12 protein-coding genes are annotated in these 18052 nt (G+C 41.8%); 6 read left to right on the top strand and 6 right to left on the bottom strand.

Going from position 1 to position 18052, the window contains the following annotated elements; all coding sequences use genetic code 11:
* Positions 1–82 precede the first annotated feature (82 nt).
* A complete protein-coding gene (locus HUS62_RS07045) occupies positions 83–1708 on the top strand; it encodes a M28 family metallopeptidase (protein ID WP_175078998.1) in 1626 nt (541 codons plus the stop codon).
* A gap of 69 nt (positions 1709–1777) precedes the next feature.
* Here the strand turns inward: HUS62_RS07045 and HUS62_RS07040 are convergent, their stop codons facing one another.
* From HUS62_RS07040 to fabB, 4 genes are all read right to left on the bottom strand, one after another.
* Positions 1778–5596: a FimV/HubP family polar landmark protein gene (locus HUS62_RS07040; RefSeq protein WP_175078997.1), complete on the bottom strand. Its 3819-nt coding sequence runs from the start codon at positions 5594–5596 to the stop codon at positions 1778–1780.
* A 320-nt stretch (positions 5597–5916) separates the two neighbouring features.
* Positions 5917–6933 (bottom strand): aspartate-semialdehyde dehydrogenase, encoded by a 1017-nt coding sequence (locus HUS62_RS07035; protein WP_175078996.1) that lies wholly within the window; start codon positions 6931–6933, stop codon positions 5917–5919.
* 32 nt (positions 6934–6965) lie between these two features.
* On the bottom strand, positions 6966–8087 hold the full coding sequence (locus tag HUS62_RS07030; RefSeq protein WP_175078995.1) for a 4-phosphoerythronate dehydrogenase: 1122 nt from the start codon (positions 8085–8087) through the stop codon (positions 6966–6968).
* A 132-nt stretch (positions 8088–8219) separates the two neighbouring features.
* On the bottom strand, positions 8220–9434 hold the full coding sequence (gene fabB, locus HUS62_RS07025; RefSeq protein WP_175078994.1) for a beta-ketoacyl-ACP synthase I: 1215 nt from the start codon (positions 9432–9434) through the stop codon (positions 8220–8222).
* 179 nt (positions 9435–9613) lie between these two features.
* Between fabB and mnmC the strand changes: the two genes are divergently transcribed.
* Positions 9614–11662 (top strand): bifunctional tRNA (5-methylaminomethyl-2-thiouridine)(34)-methyltransferase MnmD/FAD-dependent 5-carboxymethylaminomethyl-2-thiouridine(34) oxidoreductase MnmC, encoded by a 2049-nt coding sequence (mnmC, locus tag HUS62_RS07020; RefSeq protein WP_175078993.1) that lies wholly within the window; start codon positions 9614–9616, stop codon positions 11660–11662.
* A 26-nt stretch (positions 11663–11688) separates the two neighbouring features.
* Here mnmC and HUS62_RS07015 read toward each other — a convergent pair whose 3' ends face one another.
* Positions 11689–13146 (bottom strand): OmpA family protein, encoded by a 1458-nt coding sequence (locus tag HUS62_RS07015; RefSeq protein ID WP_282658455.1) that lies wholly within the window; start codon positions 13144–13146, stop codon positions 11689–11691.
* Between the two features lie 142 nt (positions 13147–13288).
* Between HUS62_RS07015 and HUS62_RS07010 the strand changes: the two genes are divergently transcribed.
* From HUS62_RS07010 to HUS62_RS07000, 3 genes are all read left to right on the top strand, one after another.
* Complete coding sequence (locus HUS62_RS07010; RefSeq protein WP_175078991.1) at positions 13289–13924, top strand: SDR family oxidoreductase; 636 nt, start codon at positions 13289–13291, stop codon at positions 13922–13924.
* Positions 13925–14007: 83 nt separating this feature from the next.
* Positions 14008–14844, top strand: coding sequence for an ABC transporter substrate-binding protein (locus tag HUS62_RS07005; RefSeq protein ID WP_175078990.1), 837 nt, complete (start codon positions 14008–14010; stop codon positions 14842–14844).
* Between the two features lie 7 nt (positions 14845–14851).
* Entirely contained in the window at positions 14852–16330 is a 1479-nt protein-coding gene (locus HUS62_RS07000; protein ID WP_054561842.1) for a methyl-accepting chemotaxis protein, read from the top strand.
* Here HUS62_RS07000 and HUS62_RS06995 read toward each other — a convergent pair.
* Positions 16320–17093: a sulfite exporter TauE/SafE family protein gene (locus HUS62_RS06995; protein ID WP_055020932.1), complete on the bottom strand. Its 774-nt coding sequence runs from the start codon at positions 17091–17093 to the stop codon at positions 16320–16322. The two genes, HUS62_RS07000 and HUS62_RS06995, sit on opposite strands and share 11 nt — an antisense overlap.
* 205 nt (positions 17094–17298) lie before the next feature.
* Here HUS62_RS06995 and HUS62_RS06990 point away from each other — a divergent pair, with 205 nt between their 5' ends.
* Positions 17299–18015, top strand: coding sequence for an enoyl-CoA hydratase/isomerase family protein (locus tag HUS62_RS06990; protein ID WP_175078989.1), 717 nt, complete (start codon positions 17299–17301; stop codon positions 18013–18015).
* Positions 18016–18052: the final 37 nt, after the last annotated feature.

Below are 18052 nucleotides of genomic sequence, written 5' to 3'. Positions count from 1 at the left end.
AATTAGTTATTTGTAGACTCTTTCTGGACAGCCCCCTTCGCGTCCCATATAGTGAAACCCTGTGCAATCAACCAGAAAAACTATGACAACTCACCTTAAGTATGCAAGCTTAGCACTTGCAATTGGTTTATTCGGCTGCTCTGAGCAACCAACAACAAGCACTGATGAACCAAGTGCTGAAAGCAATGAAGCCGTGAACATTGCCAATGTACGCTCACATATTAAAACCCTCGCCTCTGATGAATTCTTAGGCCGCGGCCCTTTAACTGAAGGCGAAACGCTCACTATTAACTATTTAGCTGATGAATATAAAAAACTCGGCTTAAGCGGTAGTTTTAATGGCGAGTTTTTACAGCCAGTTACTATGGCAAAACTCACTCCAGATCAAAACATGACCTTACAAGTGGGTGATTTAAGCTTTAATGCTGGCAGTGATTTTACCGCCCGTACTCAACAAATTAACCCTGAGATCAACATTGATGGCTCTGATGTTGTGTTTGTTGGCTATGGTATTAATGCACCTGAATATAATTGGGATGACTTTGCAGATATTGATGTAAAAGACAAAACAATTATCGTGCTTGTTAATGATCCTGGTTTTGCCACCCAAGACGACACGCTTTTCACCGGTAATGCTATGACCTACTACGGTCGTTGGACTTACAAATATGAAGAAGGTGCTCGCCAAGGTGCAAAAGCAGTATTTATCGTTCACGAAACTGCTCCTGCCGCATACCCTTGGGGCGTTGTAGAAAGCTCGAACACGGGTAGCAAATATACCTTAATCGACCAAGATAAGAATGCTTCTGACATCCCTGTAATGGGTTGGATTGATGAGCAAGCGGCAAATGAAATTTTTGCTCAAGCAGGCCTTGATTATCAAACTGAAAAAGCCAACGCACTAAAAGCTGACTTTAAACCTGTCGACTTAAAAGCGAAAGCAGCGCTGACACTGAAAAGTGATATCTCTCAAGCGCAATCGCATAATGTTGTTGCAACGCTTAAAGGTAGCGAAACTCCTGATGAGTACATTGTAATTGGTGCGCACTGGGACCACTTTGGCACCAAGCAAACTGATGACGGTGTGAAAATCTACAATGGTGCTGTCGATAATGCTTCAGGTAGCGCAGCAACGGTTGAAATAGCCCGTATTCTTACTGAAATACATAAGAAAAAACCATTTAAACGCTCGATTATCTTTGCCAACTTTACGGCTGAAGAAACAGGGCTTATTGGCTCAGAGCAATTCGCTACTGGCGAAATTGTACCAACTAAACAAATGGTAGCACTGCTTAATATTGATGGTATGAACGTGCTAGACGGCGTTGACTACATATTACAATACGGTAAAGGCATGTCTGAAATGGAAGACTACCTTGCAGATGCAGCGAAAGCACAAGGTCGTCATGTAAAAATGGACCCGCGTCCTCAAAATGGTTTGTTCTTCCGCTCTGATCACTTCTCTCTAGCTAAGCAAGGCGTTCCTAGCTTACTATTTATGAGTTTAGGTGATACAGATCCTGATTACATCGCGCACAAATATCATAAAGAAGCTGACGACTATTCAGCAGATTGGTCTATGGGCGGTGTTAAGCAAGATATTGAACTGATCGTTGATATTGCTGCCAAACTTGCTGATAACGGCGATTGGCCTAAGTGGAAAGCCGAGTCTGATTTCAAAGCTCGTCGCTTACAAGACAAGCAATAACCTTCGCTTAGATACAAAAAACCGAGCTAGTTGAAGTTAGCTCGGTTTATTATTGGTGAGTTTTACTTATTACTCGCTAATTTTAGCCTTAAGTGATTGTGCTTCTTCTTGCACTTCCTCAGGGCCATTGGCAATAACATCTTCAACGGCTTGCAGCGCTGAGTCAAAGTCGTCTATTTCGATATATGCCCGCGCTAAGTCCAGTTTTGCTGAGTAACCACCACTTTCGGCATCAACATCAGTTGGGTTATCACCCGCTAGTAAGTCATTAAAATCACTCAGCCCTACATCCATATCAACCTCATCATAAGGTTCGTGGTCGAGTGCTTCATCGTCACTTTGTTCAAGTAATGAATCGATATCTACAAACTCATCCGTTGAAGTAGTTTGCTCCTCGGCATCTAATGCCTGTACTTCAGGTTCAACTGGCTGTTCGCTTTCACCCTGTAAGTCTTCATTTAATAGTGCATTAAAATCAACATCGAACTCAGTTGCATCAGCAATATCAGCTTCATCTGGCTCTGCTAGTTCATTTAACAGTGCATCAAAGTCTGTTTGAGTAAGGTCAGCCATAAAATCATCATCGATTTCATCGTCTGACAGCTCACTTAAATCAGCCTCGTCAGCTAAATTAGACTCGATATCAGCTAATGTTTGCTCAGCTTCTAGGGCATCATCAAGTTCAATATCGTCCAATTCGAATTCAGGGAAACCTTCTAATTCGTCTTGGCTATCAGCCACCTCATCGTCAATTGGCGCTTCGCTCGTTAACTCTGTTGTGCCTTCACTCTGTGATTGATCCGATAAGTCGTCCTCAGGATCAAGAATATCATCTTCTGTAAATTCATTATCAAGCAAGATCTCATCATCAAAATCATCGTCTAGCTGATCAAGCTCATTACCCGTTGCTAATGAATTAGCAAGGTCTTGCTCTGCCTGACTTAACTGTAATGGTGCATCTTCATCTAACTCACTAGAAGTGTCTTCATCAGATTCATCCAATTCAAAACCGGCTTCATCTAGCTCAAGCTCTGGATACTCTTCCAACTCTTGGCTAGGAGTCACGGTATCTTGCTGTAATGGCTCTTCGTCGGCGGTTAAATCAAATTCATCAGTTAGGTCTTCATCTGCTAGCGGATCATCGCCTAAATCAATTTCAACTTCTTCTATGTCTTGCTCTGGTTCATCTATTGACCAGTCTGGTGCTTCGACATAGTCATCTTCTTCACCAATTTCATTTAATAACTCATCGACACTTTTCAGTGATGGATCATCAAACTCGTCAAGGCTATCATCTTCATCTAATAGCTCATCGCTATCTTCATTAAACTCTTGATTAAGCGCTTCATCGATATCAACTTCGTCACTATCATCCGTATCATCAACCAACTCTGATGCAATCGATTCAACATTCATGTCATCAACCGCTTGATCGGCATCGGCTAAATCTTCTAGCGACTCTTGTAGGTTCTCATCATGCTCTGCACTGTCACTCTGTTCATGACTTAAATCTGATATCTGCGCTTCAGTGTCTTGCTTCAGCTCATTTGTTTGCTGAATAAGCTCTTCAAGCTCATCATCAACGTCAGAGTCCTGCTCATCACTAGTGTCTTCATCAAGTAGTGAGTCAATATCTGCTACATCGAGTTCATCGTCTTGCTCAGCATTGTCATCAATATCTGAGCTACTTTCATTTGTTAACTCAGGTTCTTCTGACTCTGCATCAACCTCATCAAGTAGTGAGTCGATTTCATCAGTATCAAATTCATCGCTTAAATCATCCGTAATAGGATCTTCGGTAAGCTCTTCAACTGGTTCTTGTTCTGGCTCTTCCTGCGCTTCATCCAATAATGAGTCGATGTCATCGACATCTAAATCATCATCAAGCTCATCTTCGTCAATTAAGTCGTCTGCACTAGGTTCTTCAATTGGCTCTTCTACAAGCTCTTCAGGCTCTGACTCTGTCTGAGCTTCATCGAGTAATGAATCAATGTCATCGACATCCAAATCATCATCAATTAAATCGTCTGCACTAAGTTCTTCTGCAAGCTCTTCAGGCTGCTCTTCAACTGGTTCTTGTTCTGGCTCTTCCTGCGCTTCATCCAATAATGAATCAATGTCATCGACATCTAAATCATCATCAAGCTCGTCTTCGTCGATTAAATCGTCTGCGCTTGGTTCTTCGGTCGGCGCTTCTTCTTGAACTTCATCTAATAGCGAGTCAATGTCATCAACATCCAGCGCATCATCTAAATGGTCGTTTTCTAATGAATCATTAGTTTCAGCTGCTGGCTCGTCTGTTTGCGCTTCATCAATTAAGCTGTCGATATCGAAATCATCTTCATCGATGAGTTCAGCTTCAACGTTAGTTGTTGAGGCATCATTATTTTCATCGAGTAAGTCATCAATATCGTCTAGGTTTACATCTTGATTAGAATCCGTGTTGTTTTGCTCATCAATTAAGCTATCAATGTCAAAATCATCTTCAGCGTCATCTTCTGCAAGCTCTTCACTAAGCGCTGCCATTTCATCATTGGCGTTATCTAACGAGTCATCTTCATCAGTATCAAATAGGTCATCAATGTCATCAGCACTTAAAATATCACCCGATGAATCTGCTGGAGACTGCTCACTATCTAGGTCAATTTCATCACCTAAACTATCGTCATCGGTTTGATCGAAATCTTGCTGTAAAAATGCATCTAAATCATCATCGTCGCCAGCCGTAGCTGATGATTCATCATTAAACTCGATGTCATCAGTTAATAAACCTTCTAGTTCATCTTGATTTAAAACACTGTCATCTTCATCAAAACTATCATCGATGCTGTCGTCAAAAATGATGTCATCATCAGGCAGCATGTCTTGGTCTAAGTCGTCATCTAACCGCACACTCAAGTCATCATTGTCTTCGACCGGATCAGGAACTAGCGGATCAGTTTCTATAATTGGTTCTAAATCATCATCAGCATTATAACTTGGGCTTTGTGGTAAAAATTCATCGTCATCGCTGGCATCTGTATCATCATTGGCGCTGTTGCGTTTTTTCAAAAACATCACAACGGCTGCAATGATCAGTAATGCAGGAATAAACATTAATGCACCGAGAACAAATGGGTTGCTCAGTAAACTCGAAAAACTAAACCCACTGTCCTCTTCAATCTTTTTTGCTTTTTGCTGCTCTATGATTTCATTTTGTTTAGTGATCAACTCTTTCAGTTGCTTTTGAATTTCACTGTCTTGGCCAAGTTGATCACGAACGGTTTCAAGCTCTTTAGAAATACCGCTCAGTTGCTTTTTGAGCTTGTTGTTCTCAGCTAAGATTTCTTCAACATTTTCAACCGACGATTTAAACTGCTTTTGTAACTCTACTAGCTGCGTGCCCTGTTCTGTTTTAATGGTGTTGATTTCTTGCTTAAGTTCTTGTTTTGCTTCGTCTACATCAACTTTACGGGCTTGAGTTACTTTCTTTTGCGATTCATTAATTTCAGCTGTAGTCAGCGTGCCGTTTTTCTTTTTTTCCCACAGCTCATCATCCTGTTCAGAGCGGGCTTTTGCTAATGTCGGGTTGACCGCACGCATTTCTGCAATGGTTGGAATTTTTAGGTATGCGCCATCACGCATATGATTTAGGTTTTGGTCTAAAAATGACGATGGGTTTTTGTCATACAGAGCTTGCATGACCTGATAAATACTTACAGAGTTGTCAGGGCGAATTTTAGCGGCAATACGCCATAATGTATCGGTCGGTTTAATTGGACCAATAGAGCGCCCCTGCGCACCGTAATCGACACCTTTAGGGCCTTTAAGTGTGGTGCCTTCATCAGAGTATGTCGGTGTTACCACCAATGCAGACGCTAATATGAAGAGTGTTGCTAAACCGCGCATGCTGATCCTTTATGTTTTAAATGTTAACGCAGCAACCTTGGTTGCTTAAACATCAAGTAATTCTTGCAGAATTGATTCTTAATTATGTTTTCTTGCAAGCTCTATTCCAGCTGCAAACTATAACTTAGTTGCCTTGCAATATCTATTGCAACACCTTAATAGTAAATAGCTTAAATAATAGCGGCTGAGAGGCTTTTTTATTGTTATCGTTAAGTTTATACGCTTTTACAGCGTATGCGGCAATAATTTGGCAGTGAATTCACAAAAAAAGCGGCAAATTGCCGCTTTTCTTAAATTTAGCTCAGCCTAAATCATCAGATTTATAAATAATTTGCGATTAGCTCTTCAGCAATCTGCACACTATTTGTTGCCGCACCTTTGCGCGTATTATCGCTAACAACCCACATGTTTAAACCATGTGGGTGCGAAATATCAGCACGTAAACGACCTACGTATACAGTATCGTTACCACTTGCGTCTGATACTGCTGTTGGGTAATCGGCTAAGTCTTCAATAAACTCTACACCAGGTGCATCGTTTAATAGCTGCTTCACATGTTCGATATCTACTGGCATACGCGTTTCAATATTAATCGCTTCACTGTGACCAAAGAACACGGGAACACGAACACAAGTAGGGTTAACCACAACACTGTTATCACCTAAGATTTTTTGTGTTTCGTTGACCATTTTCATTTCTTCGCGGGTATAACCGTTATCTTCAAAGCTGTCGATTTGTGGGATCACATTAAAAGCGATTTGTTTAGGGAAAACGGCATTATCCATCGGACGCGCATTCATTAAGTTTGCTGTTTGCTTAGCTAGTTCATCAACGGCTTCTTTGCCCGCCCCTGATACAGCTTGATAAGTTGATACGTTAATGCGGTCAATGCCATAAGTATCATAAATTGGCTTTAATGCCACCAGCATTTGAATCGTTGAGCAGTTAGGGTTTGCAATGATGTTGCGGTTTCTGAAATCCGCTAAGCTTGATGCATTCACTTCAGGAATAATTAGTGGCACATCGTAGTCATTACGAAAGTGTGAGGTATTATCAATTACCACACAGCCTGCGTCCGCCGCAATCGGTGCGTATTTTTCAGAGACACTGCCGCCTGCTGAAAATAAACCAATGTGAGCTTGGCTAAAATCAAACTCTTCAACATCGATTACTTCAATGCTCTCACCGCGAAATTGAATTTCTTCACCAGCACTACGGCTGCTTGCGAGTAAAAATAATTGGTCTACCGGAAACTTACGATCTTCTAAAGTTTCGATAATCTGACGACCCACTAAACCTGTGGCACCTAATACGGCTACATTAAATTTTTGCGACATGTGTTTTCCTCTTTTGAATAAAGCAAATGGCTTTATTCGTTAATTCTAAATCCCAGTGCAGCTAATGCGCCTTCACATGCACTGTTGGCAGCCACCGACAAAGTACTAAACTCTCGTCGTGGCGGGTAATTCTTACGTAAACTATCAAAGCCTTCGCTTGCTAATTTACTTCGTAAAATGCCATCGTCGCGACGCACATCATAAATTAAGTGCACTAAGCGACCTATATCATCCAGGTTAAAGGTTTCACCTAGCGTGACAGAGTGGCTAATTGGTTCTGGCAAAAAATCGCCCAGAGACTTAAGCGCTGCGATGCCTTCAAGCTCACATACTTGCTGATACAGCATTTGTGTACCGCGGGCTTTGCCTTCAAGTGTATGCCCTGCAATATGCACACTGGCATAACGTACATAATCAAGCAGAGGTGTCAGTATATTGGGTTCGTTTTCCCAAACATCAAGCACACAATCTAATTTTGCGCCTTGCTCAAACAATGCTAGCAATGCTAGGTTATCAATCACATCACCACGGCTTGCATTGATAATCGTCATACTCGGCTTAAGTGCTTTTAAGCGTGTTTCGTCTAGCATGTGCAAGGTTTTATGCGGACCTTGTTTAACCAATGGCACATGAAAAGTCACAATATCGGCTTGGGCTAGTAATGTGTCTAACTCAATATGCTCTGCAAGCTCACCGGCTTCATGTTTTGGTGGATCACATAACAATACATTCATACCAAGCAGGCTAAGCTTATCACGTAAACAGCTACCTATACTGCCAACACCCACTATGCCGATGGTTTTACCTTGTAATGAACTGGCATTTTCTTGGCTCAAGCCATACAAACAGCTAATAACATATTCAGCAACCGCCACGGCATTACAACCTGGTGCGCTGCTAAATGCGATATTTCGCTCAGCAAGTAACTCGGTATCAATATGATCAACACCTATGGTTGCTGTGCCCACAAATTTTAATTTATCTGCTTGAGTGAGTAAGGCTTTATCTACATTGGTAACAGAGCGGGTTAACAAGATATCGACCCCGACTAGCTGCTCGGGTTGGAGATTACGGCCATCAAATCGCTCAACATCACCAAAATCGGCAAAGTACTGCTCAACCAATGGCATATTTTGATCTGCAAGAATTTTCATTTGTGTGTCCGAGAGGCAGAAAGTGGCGCTATTGTAGCGAATTTATCAGTATTCGGATAGGTAACAACTAAGACTTTATAACAAATGAAAAAGCCGAGCTATTGCTCGGCTTTAAGCAAATACTGGAGAGGTTTAACCTTTATATTTGCTCATTACTAATGTGGCGTTAGTGCCACCGAAACCGAAGCTGTTAGACATAACTGTATTTAGTTCAACGTCTTTACGCTCAGTTACAATATTTAGACCTTCAGCTTGCTCATCTAGTTCATCAATGTTGATAGATGGAGCAACAAAGTTATGCTCAAGCATTAATAGCGAGAAAATTGCTTCATGAACGCCTGCTGCACCTAAAGCGTGACCTGTCATCGCTTTGGTTGCACTGATCATTGGTGAGTTACCACCAAATACTTCTTGAATAGCGCCAAGCTCTTTCACATCACCAACAGGTGTTGAAGTACCGTGAGTATTTAAGTAATCAATACCGCCTTCAAGATCTTGCATTGCTTGCTTCATACAACGTACAGCGCCTTCACCTGATGGAGCTACCATGTCGTAGCCGTCAGACGTTGCACCGTAACCAGTGATTTCTGCATAAATGTGCGCGCCACGAGCAAGTGCATGCTCAAGTTCTTCAACAACAACGATACCGCCACCGCCAGAGATAACAAAACCGTCACGGTTTGCATCGTATGTACGTGATGCTTTCTCTGGTGTTTCATTGTACTTAGTAGACAATGCACCCATTGCATCGAATTCCATTGCGAGTGTCCAGTGAAGCTCTTCACCACCACCTGCAAAGATGACGTCTTGCTTACCTAGTTGAATTTGCTCAACCGCATGACCGATACAGTGTGCAGATGTTGCACAAGCTGAACTTAGCGAGTAGTTAACACCTTTGATTTTGAATGGTGTTGCAAGACACGCCGAAGTCGTACTCGCCATAGTACGTGGTACCATGTAAGGACCAACACGTTTTACGCCTTTTTCACGTAAAATGTCAGCGGCTTCAACTTGCCACTTAGATGAACCACCACCTGAACCCACTAATAAACCAGTGCGCTCGTTTGAAACTTGATCTTCACTAAGGCCTGCATCTTCAATCGCTTGTGCCATAGAGATATAAGCGTATGCCGCTGCATCGCCCATAAAGCGCATTGCTTTACGATCAACAAACTCTTTAACATCAATATCGATTTTGCCAGATACGTTACTACGTAGGTTGTAGTCAGCAAACTCTTGGTTGAACGCGATACCACTACGGCCTTGTTTTAATGATTCTAATACTTCTTCTTTGTTGTTACCGATGCTTGAAACAACACCGATGCCCGTAATAACGGCTCTTCTCATGGGTAATTACCTTAGCTCTATACTAAATTGTGTTCTATTTTACGCTGAAATTACTCTCGAAGTGGTCAGCTTTCTAGCGTACACATGTACTCTGAATGTCTAGCTTATAAATAACGCCAGACTATTTCAAAGAAAACACGTAAAATAATGAAAAAAGTTTGTAGTTAATTAGTTAAACCATGATCAAAAACGCACATATTCATTTTAATCACCTTGGTACCCCTGTCGCCGATCAGTTTGACGATGTTTATTTCTCTAATGACGATGGCTTAGCCGAATCACATTATGTGTTTTATCAACAAAACCATATCCCGCAACGATTACAAAATCATGACCGTGACCACTTTGCAATTGCTGAAACAGGCTTTGGTACCGGGCTTAACTTTTTAAATACATGGCAGCACTTTGCTGCTCACATTGATAGGCAGCATGCAGAGCAAGAAGTTCAAAATCAACCCGACCATAGTGGTAAAAAAAGTGTTACCCGCTTGCACTTTATCTCTTTTGAAAAATTTCCTATTAAGCGTGATGACCTTGCTCAAGCACTCAAAGCCTGGCCTAGTTTAAGCAAGTATAGTGAGCAACTAATTACTCAATACCCAATTAATTTGGCCGGCTGTCATCGCCTTGAATTTGCAGGCGGCAAACTAATACTCGACCTTTACTTTGGTGACGTGCAAGACAGCATTGACGCCATGAGCTACCCAAGCGAAGGGGTTGTTGATGCGTGGTATTTAGACGGCTTTGCACCAAGTAAAAACCCAGATATGTGGCAACAGAGTTTGTTCAACAAGATGCGTGCTATCTCAAGAGCAAATGCCACACTCGCCACTTTCACTGCCGCAGGCTTTGTAAGAAGAGGGCTAATCGAAGCAGGCTTCAGCATGAGTAAAGCAAAAGGCTATGGTAAAAAACGCGAAATGCTGATTGGCGAGCTCACTGAGCCTAATGCTCAACAATCAGGGCCTGCCTATTTTACTCATCAGCAAAGTGAACTGAGTAATGTGGCTGTTATTGGCGGTGGTATTGCCAGTAGCAGTGTACTGTATTCACTGGCAAAAAGAGGCCTAAAAGCCACGCTTTTTTGCCAAGACGAAGCGCTTGCCATGGGCGCTTCTCACAATGTACAAGGGGCTGTGTATCCGCATTTACAAGCGAAAAATTCACCACACAGTGAAATGTTCGCCCATAGTTTTTTATATGCGATGCGTCTGTACCAACAATTACTTGATGATGGTTTTGACTACCCTCACCAGTGGTGTGGTGTATTACAGCACGCGGTTAAACAAGGCCTAGCTGATAAACATCAAAACCTTGCCGATAAAGAACTTTGGCCAGTTGAATTAATGCGTAATGTAAGCGCCGAAGAAGGTGACGAAATTGCCGGTGTAGAAACAGGCTACTCAGGTGTATTCTTTGCAAAAGGCGGCTGGGTAAATCCACCAGCCCTGGTTACAGCACTATTTAATGCGGCAAATTCGTTAACTGCCACTACCAATAATAAAATGGACAGTCACTTTAATTGCCATATTGAAAAGCTCGAAAAAACCGCTGATGGCTGGTTACTACACAGCAAAGAGCAAACTTTCGGGCCATTTAGCGATGTGATTAATTGTGCAGGTGAACACAGTGACCAGTTTAGCCAAACTCAAGCGCTACCTATTGTTGGTGTGCGCGGCCAAGTCTCGCATGTGCAAGCAAGCGAGCAGTCAAAACGCCTAAAGACCGTGCTTTGCCATAAGGGCTATTTTACTCCTGAATATCAGGGCCATCATTGCATGGGCGCGACTTTTGAAAAAAACTCAAAAAGCCGTGAAGTTAAAGAGCAAGACAACCACACCAATCGCGAACAACTATTAAGTTTTTACACAAACAGCGAGTTTGCAACGACCTTAGGTGAGATAACAGCGGCAAAAGCAGCTGTAAGGTGCACCTTTATCGACCATCTACCTATGGCAGGTGAATGGGCTGAACAAAGTGATTATGTAAGCGCGTTTGCTAATCTACGCTTAGGTAAGCGTTATCAGTACCAAACGTTAACGAAACCTCAGCAAGGCTTGCATGTACTCACAGGCTTTGGTGCAAGAGGCCTGTGCAGTGCCCCTTTATGTGCTGAACATTTAATTGCTTGTTTAAACAATGAACCAAGGCCATTTAGCGAACGTGTGAGTCAGGCTATTCACCCCGCCCGCTTTATTGTTCGCGACCTAATTCGTAATAAAATTTAAAGGGGCTAAAAAGCCCCTTTTGATTGTTAATTACTTAATCGCTCAACTAGCTCTACGCGTCTGTTTAGCTGACGACCCAAATCATTTTTATTATTGGCAGCTGGCGCATAAGGGCCTACACCATAACCAATTAAACGCGACTCTTTAATGCCGTATTGACTCACGAGCGCTTTAACAACTGCTTTAGCTCGCTTAGATGACAGCCCTAAATTATATTCTGGGCTTCCTTTATCATCTGTATGACCAACAACGTACAAATTTAAGCTGTTATTTTTATTTAAAACATCCGCAATCACTTTTAATGACTCTGCTGACTCTGGCTTAATGTCTGATTTATCATGGTCAAAGTAAATGCCATAAATGGCTGCTTTACCTTTTTGCTCTAGCTGCTTTAACACTTGGTCCGGATTGGTTTTAACTAAATCGCCTTGTAAAGGCTCTGTTCGAATTATAACAAGCTGCACTCGCGTAGTGCCTTGGTAATTCCCAACAAAAAATGCGACATAGGTTGTTTGATTTTCTATGGTGCTTTTCATTAACTGATAGCGCGGCTGGCGATAATAGTTATAAACTTGTTTTACCGACAAGTGATCACCAAGTGCTTGTATTGCCTTTCGATCGTCACCACATGCTTGACGTTCGCAACTAAATACCGTTTCAAAGCCTTCTTTTGTTAAGGCAGACACATAGTTATGAAAAACCTTAAGGGTTGATACTTTTCTAATTTCATAAGTAATACGAGTGATATCGCCTGTCACATCTTCAGCAGGTAGCGCTTTGTTTTTACGGTTAAATATTCCTGTTGGTAGTGAAAATTCTTCGTAATCAATTTGCTCGTAGTCTTCAATAAAACTACCAGGATAACGGCTAAGTAATGGATGATCGCTTGAGCCTCGAATATCGTCTTTAGGTGCTTTGGTAACTGGATTTGATTGCTGTTTTGCAAAAGCAGCTGTATTGGCTTTTATCAGACCTGTTTCAAGCTCTTTAATCGCAATTGAGCTATTCATAACACGCGTTTTACTGTTGTACTGGCCAACAAATAACGACACTGCAAACTCAGGCTTTTCACCCTTAGTGGCAAGCAGATAATATGGCTTACGATGATAATTATAGAGCTGAAAGTAACCAACTTCCTCTGCAAAATCACTGCTGTCACCGCAAGCATCTAGCTGGCAAGAGTAAACAATATTAAAACCATCGGTGAGTAAAGCTTGTTTATAGTTTTCAAATACTTTGAGAGTGGCAACATTGTTTATTTCGTACAATGTGTGGTTTACATCGCCAATAAAGTCTGTGTAACTAAATCGTTCTGATGACTTTTTACTGTCATCAAACTGGCTCAGTAATTGTGTCTGTTCGCCACTGAGTTTAACCGACTTTTCAACGTCACTATTTGGATAAGGCGATAGCCATTGATTAGCAGATACTGCATTGCAAAATACCAATGTTACTAACACCAAAAGTTTAATAAATATTTTCACTTTAAGTCCTTTTAATTGATTTTGTACCTGATTCAATACTATGCCAAATAATACTTTTTTATTCAAAGTTTGCTTGTACCCCTTTAAAAATAAATCCACACCCCAAGGTCTTTAGTTACACAGCAATTAGAAGGAGTTTGATATGAAGACCTTAATCATTGGCGCAACGGGCCAAATAGGTAAAATGACCACCGAAAAAATGCTGGCAAGTGGCCATGACGTAGTGGCTCTGGTTAGAGACAAAAGCAAACTGACTGCGCTTGAAAGTAATAATTTAACGATTGTAGAGCAAGACCTCGAAAACGATTTTAGTCGTGCCTTCGAGGGTGTTGAACACGTGATTTTTAGCGCGGGCTCCGGCGGCGCAACGGGTGCTGATAAAACCTTACTGATAGATTTGTGGGCCGCAGTTAAAGCGATTAATTATGCGGTAGATGCCAAGGTTAAGCACTTTATAATGGTGAGCTCAATCGGTGCTGATGCCCCAGACAACATTGAAAGCAGTATCAAACCATATTTAGTTGCAAAGCACATGGCTGACCAATATTTAATCAATAGCGAATTAAATTACAGCATTGTCAGACCTGGCACGCTATTAAATGATGCAGCAAAGGGGTTTTTAACCACCACACGCCCTGCAACACGCCAAGATGCGGTGATCAACCGTGAAGATGTGGCAGATACCCTGCTATACCTTGCTGAACATACACCGAAAAAACCGCAAGTGTTTGAATTGTTTAATGGTGATAAGTCAATCGACAGCCTACTAAGCAATTGAATACGTATGCATAAGAAATAAGATTGAGAAAGCGCGTAAAGCACTTTAGTTTATTGTTTACATAATAATAACAAAGGTGCTTTATGCGTCATTTTGCTTTACTTTTTTGCTTTGCTTTTACGTCGGCTTGTTTTGCCGCACCGGTAAAAGTTCAAAGCTACAGTGGCGATACCTCCCTTCCCCACAAATTACTGATCAGCGCCATCGAACGTGCTGGCTTAGAGTATATTCACCCTTACGAAACCAATAAAGATATCTCTAATGCACGTATCTTAAACGATGTAAAAAACAACCAGCTGGATGTGATGTGGAGCATGACATCAACTCAGTTAGAACAGAATTATCAAGCCGTTTATATTCCCTTGTTTCGTGGCTTACTTGGCATGCGAGTCGCGATTGTGAAAGCACAAAATCGCGAACTGTTTAGCTCGGTAACTAGCTTACAAGATTTAAAACGTTTTACCGCTGGGCAAGGTAAAACCTGGCCAGATACGAAAATATTAAAAGCAAATCAACTGCCTGTTGTTACTACATTAAAATACCCTAATTTGTTCCCAATGCTTGAAGGCGAGCGCTTTGATTACTTCCCGCGTGGGGTGAATGAACCTTGGGATGAAATTGCCAATCACTCAGAGCTTAACCTAACTGTTGAGCCGCACTTGGTCATTAAGTACACCGCACCACTTTACTTTTTCGTCAACAAAAACAACCACACGCTGCATAAACAGCTAAATGATGCGCTAAACGAGATGATTGCTGATGGCACATTTAACGCCATGTTTTTGGCAGACAGCCAAGTACAAACGGTTTTATCAAAAGCCAACTTAAGCTCGCGTCGCGTAATTGAGCTAGATAACCCAACGTTATCGTCGAACACACCTAATAAAAATAGCCCTTTGTGGTTTAACCCATTTCAATGAGCGCACAATGAAATCATTAAAATATAAAATGACCTTGGCACTGTCTTTGTGCCTTTTACTGAGCGTGATCTTCGTGATCAGTGCAAACTACCTGCTGGCAAAGTCGAGTCAAACACAACAATGGCAAGACGACATCACGGCCCTTAATGAGCAAATGCAGGTTATTTTAGCCGAACCTGTATTCTCTTATGATGAACCGTTAATCAATCAGATTATTAAAGCCTTTTCGCAAAACAAACATGTACATAGCATTTCAGTGACAGATCATCGCAATAAGCCACTGGCCGCTATCACTAAACAAAGCAATAACGCATCGGTTAGCAAAACTATTGATTTGCACTATTTAGATAATTTAATTGGTCACATAAAAATTGGTTACTCACAAAAAGCACTGCATAGCACCATTGCTGAGTCGACACGCACCATGTTTATTACCTTGCTGGTCTCATTTATCGCCTTGGGTGCGGTGATTATTTATATCGTGCGACTGTTAGTGATAAAACCAATCGATAGCGTAAATAGCCTTGTTGATGAAATTGTCAAAGGTGAAGGCGACCTTACAAAGCGCATTAGCTATCAATCTAATGATGAAATTGGCTATTTGGTTGATGGTTTCAATCGCTTTATAGCGCAAGTACAAGAAATCATCACAGAGCTAGGCAGCACAGCCAGTGAGCTTGAAATGATAGCCAGCACAGTAAACGAAGCATCTGTGCGCTCTAAAAACGAAGCCGAGCTTGAATATAACCGCACTGATTCTGCAACCAATGCGCTTAGTCAGTTAAGTGAAGCAACCAAAGAGATTGCGCAAGGAGCTAATCAAACCGCGCAGCAAACAACCGACGTACACCGCTTGTGCCAACAAGGCGAACAAAATATGAATGCCAATGGCAACATGGTGGATGAGTTAGCTGCACAGCTCGACCACACATCAAACGTAGTTAAACAACTAAACGCCAGTAGTAATGAAATTAGCCAAGTGCTCGATGTTATAAAAAGTATTGCCGAGCAAACCAATTTACTGGCTCTAAATGCTGCTATTGAAGCGGCTCGTGCAGGTGAATCTGGTCGTGGCTTTGCTGTGGTAGCCGATGAAGTAAGAGCGCTTGCTAGTAAAACCTATGATTCAACGTCTGAGATTGAGTCGATTATTGTATCGCTACACAACAATACCTCTGACTGCGTAACGGCAACGGAGCAAAGTAAATCACTCAGTGATAAAGTGAGCCAAGCGAATCAAAAAAGCCAAGCAGTGTTTAAAGATATTGCTAAACAAATCAATACCATTAATCAAATGAACGAGAGCGTTGCAGCAAGTTCTGAAGAGCAAACCAGTGTGACCGCTGATATCTTAAATACCATGCAGCTTATTAACCAAGGCGCTAAGAGCCTATCGCAAGAAGCTCAGCACCTCGATAACACCATAGGCCAACTCAATGAATTAGAACGCGGCATCGTTGCTAAATTGGGTTTGTTCAAATACTAAAAGCCATAATTCCCTGCCACGCAAGTTGCAGGGAAAGCACCGTTAACACTAAACGAAAAATCTTTTTAAATTTATCTGACGAAATGCGGTGCAGTAACTTAAGGCCAAGCCAAGTGCCTAAAGCACCGCTCAATATCATGAGCATAACCAGCGGCAACCACTGCCAAAATGCAAAGCCCACAGCCCCATATAAAATCGCTTTTAAGGTATGTTGTACTGTCATGCAGCTTGAAAATGTGGCGGTAAATTTAAGCTTATTATAATTATTCACATATAAGCAGCTGCCAACCAAAGGCCCGCTTGCCCCCACAAACATCGAGATAAACGTGGTCCAAAGCCCAGCGAGAACACGCCATAACTTTGAGGTTTCTCTGAGCTTTGGCGTCACACCCCACAGTAAATAGAGCACAAAGGCAGCGACCACTATTTTCATTAATTCAAGGGGAATTGATGTGACAATCGTTGAGGCAACCAATGCTCCGATGACTCCCCCTAAAGAGAAGTACACAAACATAGCACCATCAATATGTTTAAACGTGAACAAAAAGCGGTTTGCGTTAGAGCCTAACTGCACTAACCCATGGACAGGAATAACCACACTCATAGGAAGCATAGATGCCATGATCACCAGCAGCATTAAGCCGCCACCCGCACCAAAAGCCGCTGAAATCATTGAAGTAAAGCCCGCAACCACAATGAGCATGATTGTGCTGATCGGACTTAATAAATCTCCACCCAAAAACTGCCAACTGATCAAATCCATTGTTACGCTTAAAATAGTGTGTTTGAGCTAACGCTACCATGACTCACCACTATTAGCGACATATTGGAAATTAGTTTCGACTAAAAGACCATATCAACCAAAAGAGAAGTGCCCCTAAATTCACAACTGGTCAGACTTATGGTTTCTTTTGTTAAACCTATGGGTTATAACTATGCCCACAACACAATAAAATTGAAGGCACAGCATGACACTGATGAATGTAAGTACACAAGGATCTGTTGCTATCTTAACTATGACAACAGCTGAAAATCGCCATAACCCTGCTTTTGCAGAGGCTTTTTTAAATTGCCTTGACGAAATCGAACATAACCCTGAACACAAAGCACTGGTGATCACTTCAAGCAGCGAAAAGTCATGGAGCTTGGGCATAGATACCGATTGGCTTATGCCTGCATTAAAAGCACAAAAATTTGCTGAAGTAAGTGGCTTTATGCACTCGATGGATGCGGTATTTAAACGCCTATTACTCTTCCCAATGCCAGTAATTGCAGCAATTAATGGCCACGCTTTTGGTAATGGCGCCATTTTATCGTGCGCTTGTGATTTTAGGTTTATGCAAAGCGATCGTGGTTTCTTCTGCTTCCCCGAAGTGGACTTATCAATCCCGTTTTTACCGGGCATGCTCGCTTTCATTAAAAAAGCCATTCCAGACTATCGTTTTAACGAAATGATGCTAACTGGCCGTCGCGTTACCGCAGGCGAACTTGCTACGGATCATGTTATTGAACAAGCCTGCCCAAACAACGAAGCTTTATTTAATACCGCCCTCGAATTTGCCAGCCAATTCGATAAAAAACGCGCGATTTTCGCCGAGCATAAAAAGCGCCTACACAAACACATCATCGACACCATCGATATTGAAAACAAACCGATTATTGATGCCGTTCAGTTGGTTGTTTGATTATAGATTCTGGACTTATTTCGGGGAGTTTTAGAAA

The sequence above is a fragment of the Pseudoalteromonas sp. 0303 genome (assembly GCF_013349995.1).
GTDB lineage: Bacteria > Pseudomonadota > Gammaproteobacteria > Enterobacterales > Alteromonadaceae > Pseudoalteromonas.
This window is presented reverse-complemented; position numbering and strand designations above follow the sequence as displayed.

Coding starts and splice junctions, on each gene's coding strand:
- mnmC (WP_175078993.1), top strand. CDS start 9,614: ATGATCAAAAACGCACATATTCATTTTAATCACCTTGGTACCCCTGTC.
- HUS62_RS06990 (WP_175078989.1), top strand. CDS start 17,299: ATGACACTGATGAATGTAAGTACACAAGGATCTGTTGCTATCTTAACT.
- HUS62_RS07005 (WP_175078990.1), top strand. CDS start 14,008: ATGCGTCATTTTGCTTTACTTTTTTGCTTTGCTTTTACGTCGGCTTGT.
- HUS62_RS06995 (WP_055020932.1), bottom strand. CDS start 17,093: ATGGATTTGATCAGTTGGCAGTTTTTGGGTGGAGATTTATTAAGTCCG.
- HUS62_RS07000 (WP_054561842.1), top strand. CDS start 14,852: ATGAAATCATTAAAATATAAAATGACCTTGGCACTGTCTTTGTGCCTT.
- HUS62_RS07035 (WP_175078996.1), bottom strand. CDS start 6,933: ATGTCGCAAAAATTTAATGTAGCCGTATTAGGTGCCACAGGTTTAGTG.
- fabB (WP_175078994.1), bottom strand. CDS start 9,434: ATGAGAAGAGCCGTTATTACGGGCATCGGTGTTGTTTCAAGCATCGGT.
- HUS62_RS07010 (WP_175078991.1), top strand. CDS start 13,289: ATGAAGACCTTAATCATTGGCGCAACGGGCCAAATAGGTAAAATGACC.
- HUS62_RS07030 (WP_175078995.1), bottom strand. CDS start 8,087: ATGAAAATTCTTGCAGATCAAAATATGCCATTGGTTGAGCAGTACTTT.
- HUS62_RS07040 (WP_175078997.1), bottom strand. CDS start 5,596: ATGCGCGGTTTAGCAACACTCTTCATATTAGCGTCTGCATTGGTGGTA.
- HUS62_RS07045 (WP_175078998.1), top strand. CDS start 83: ATGACAACTCACCTTAAGTATGCAAGCTTAGCACTTGCAATTGGTTTA.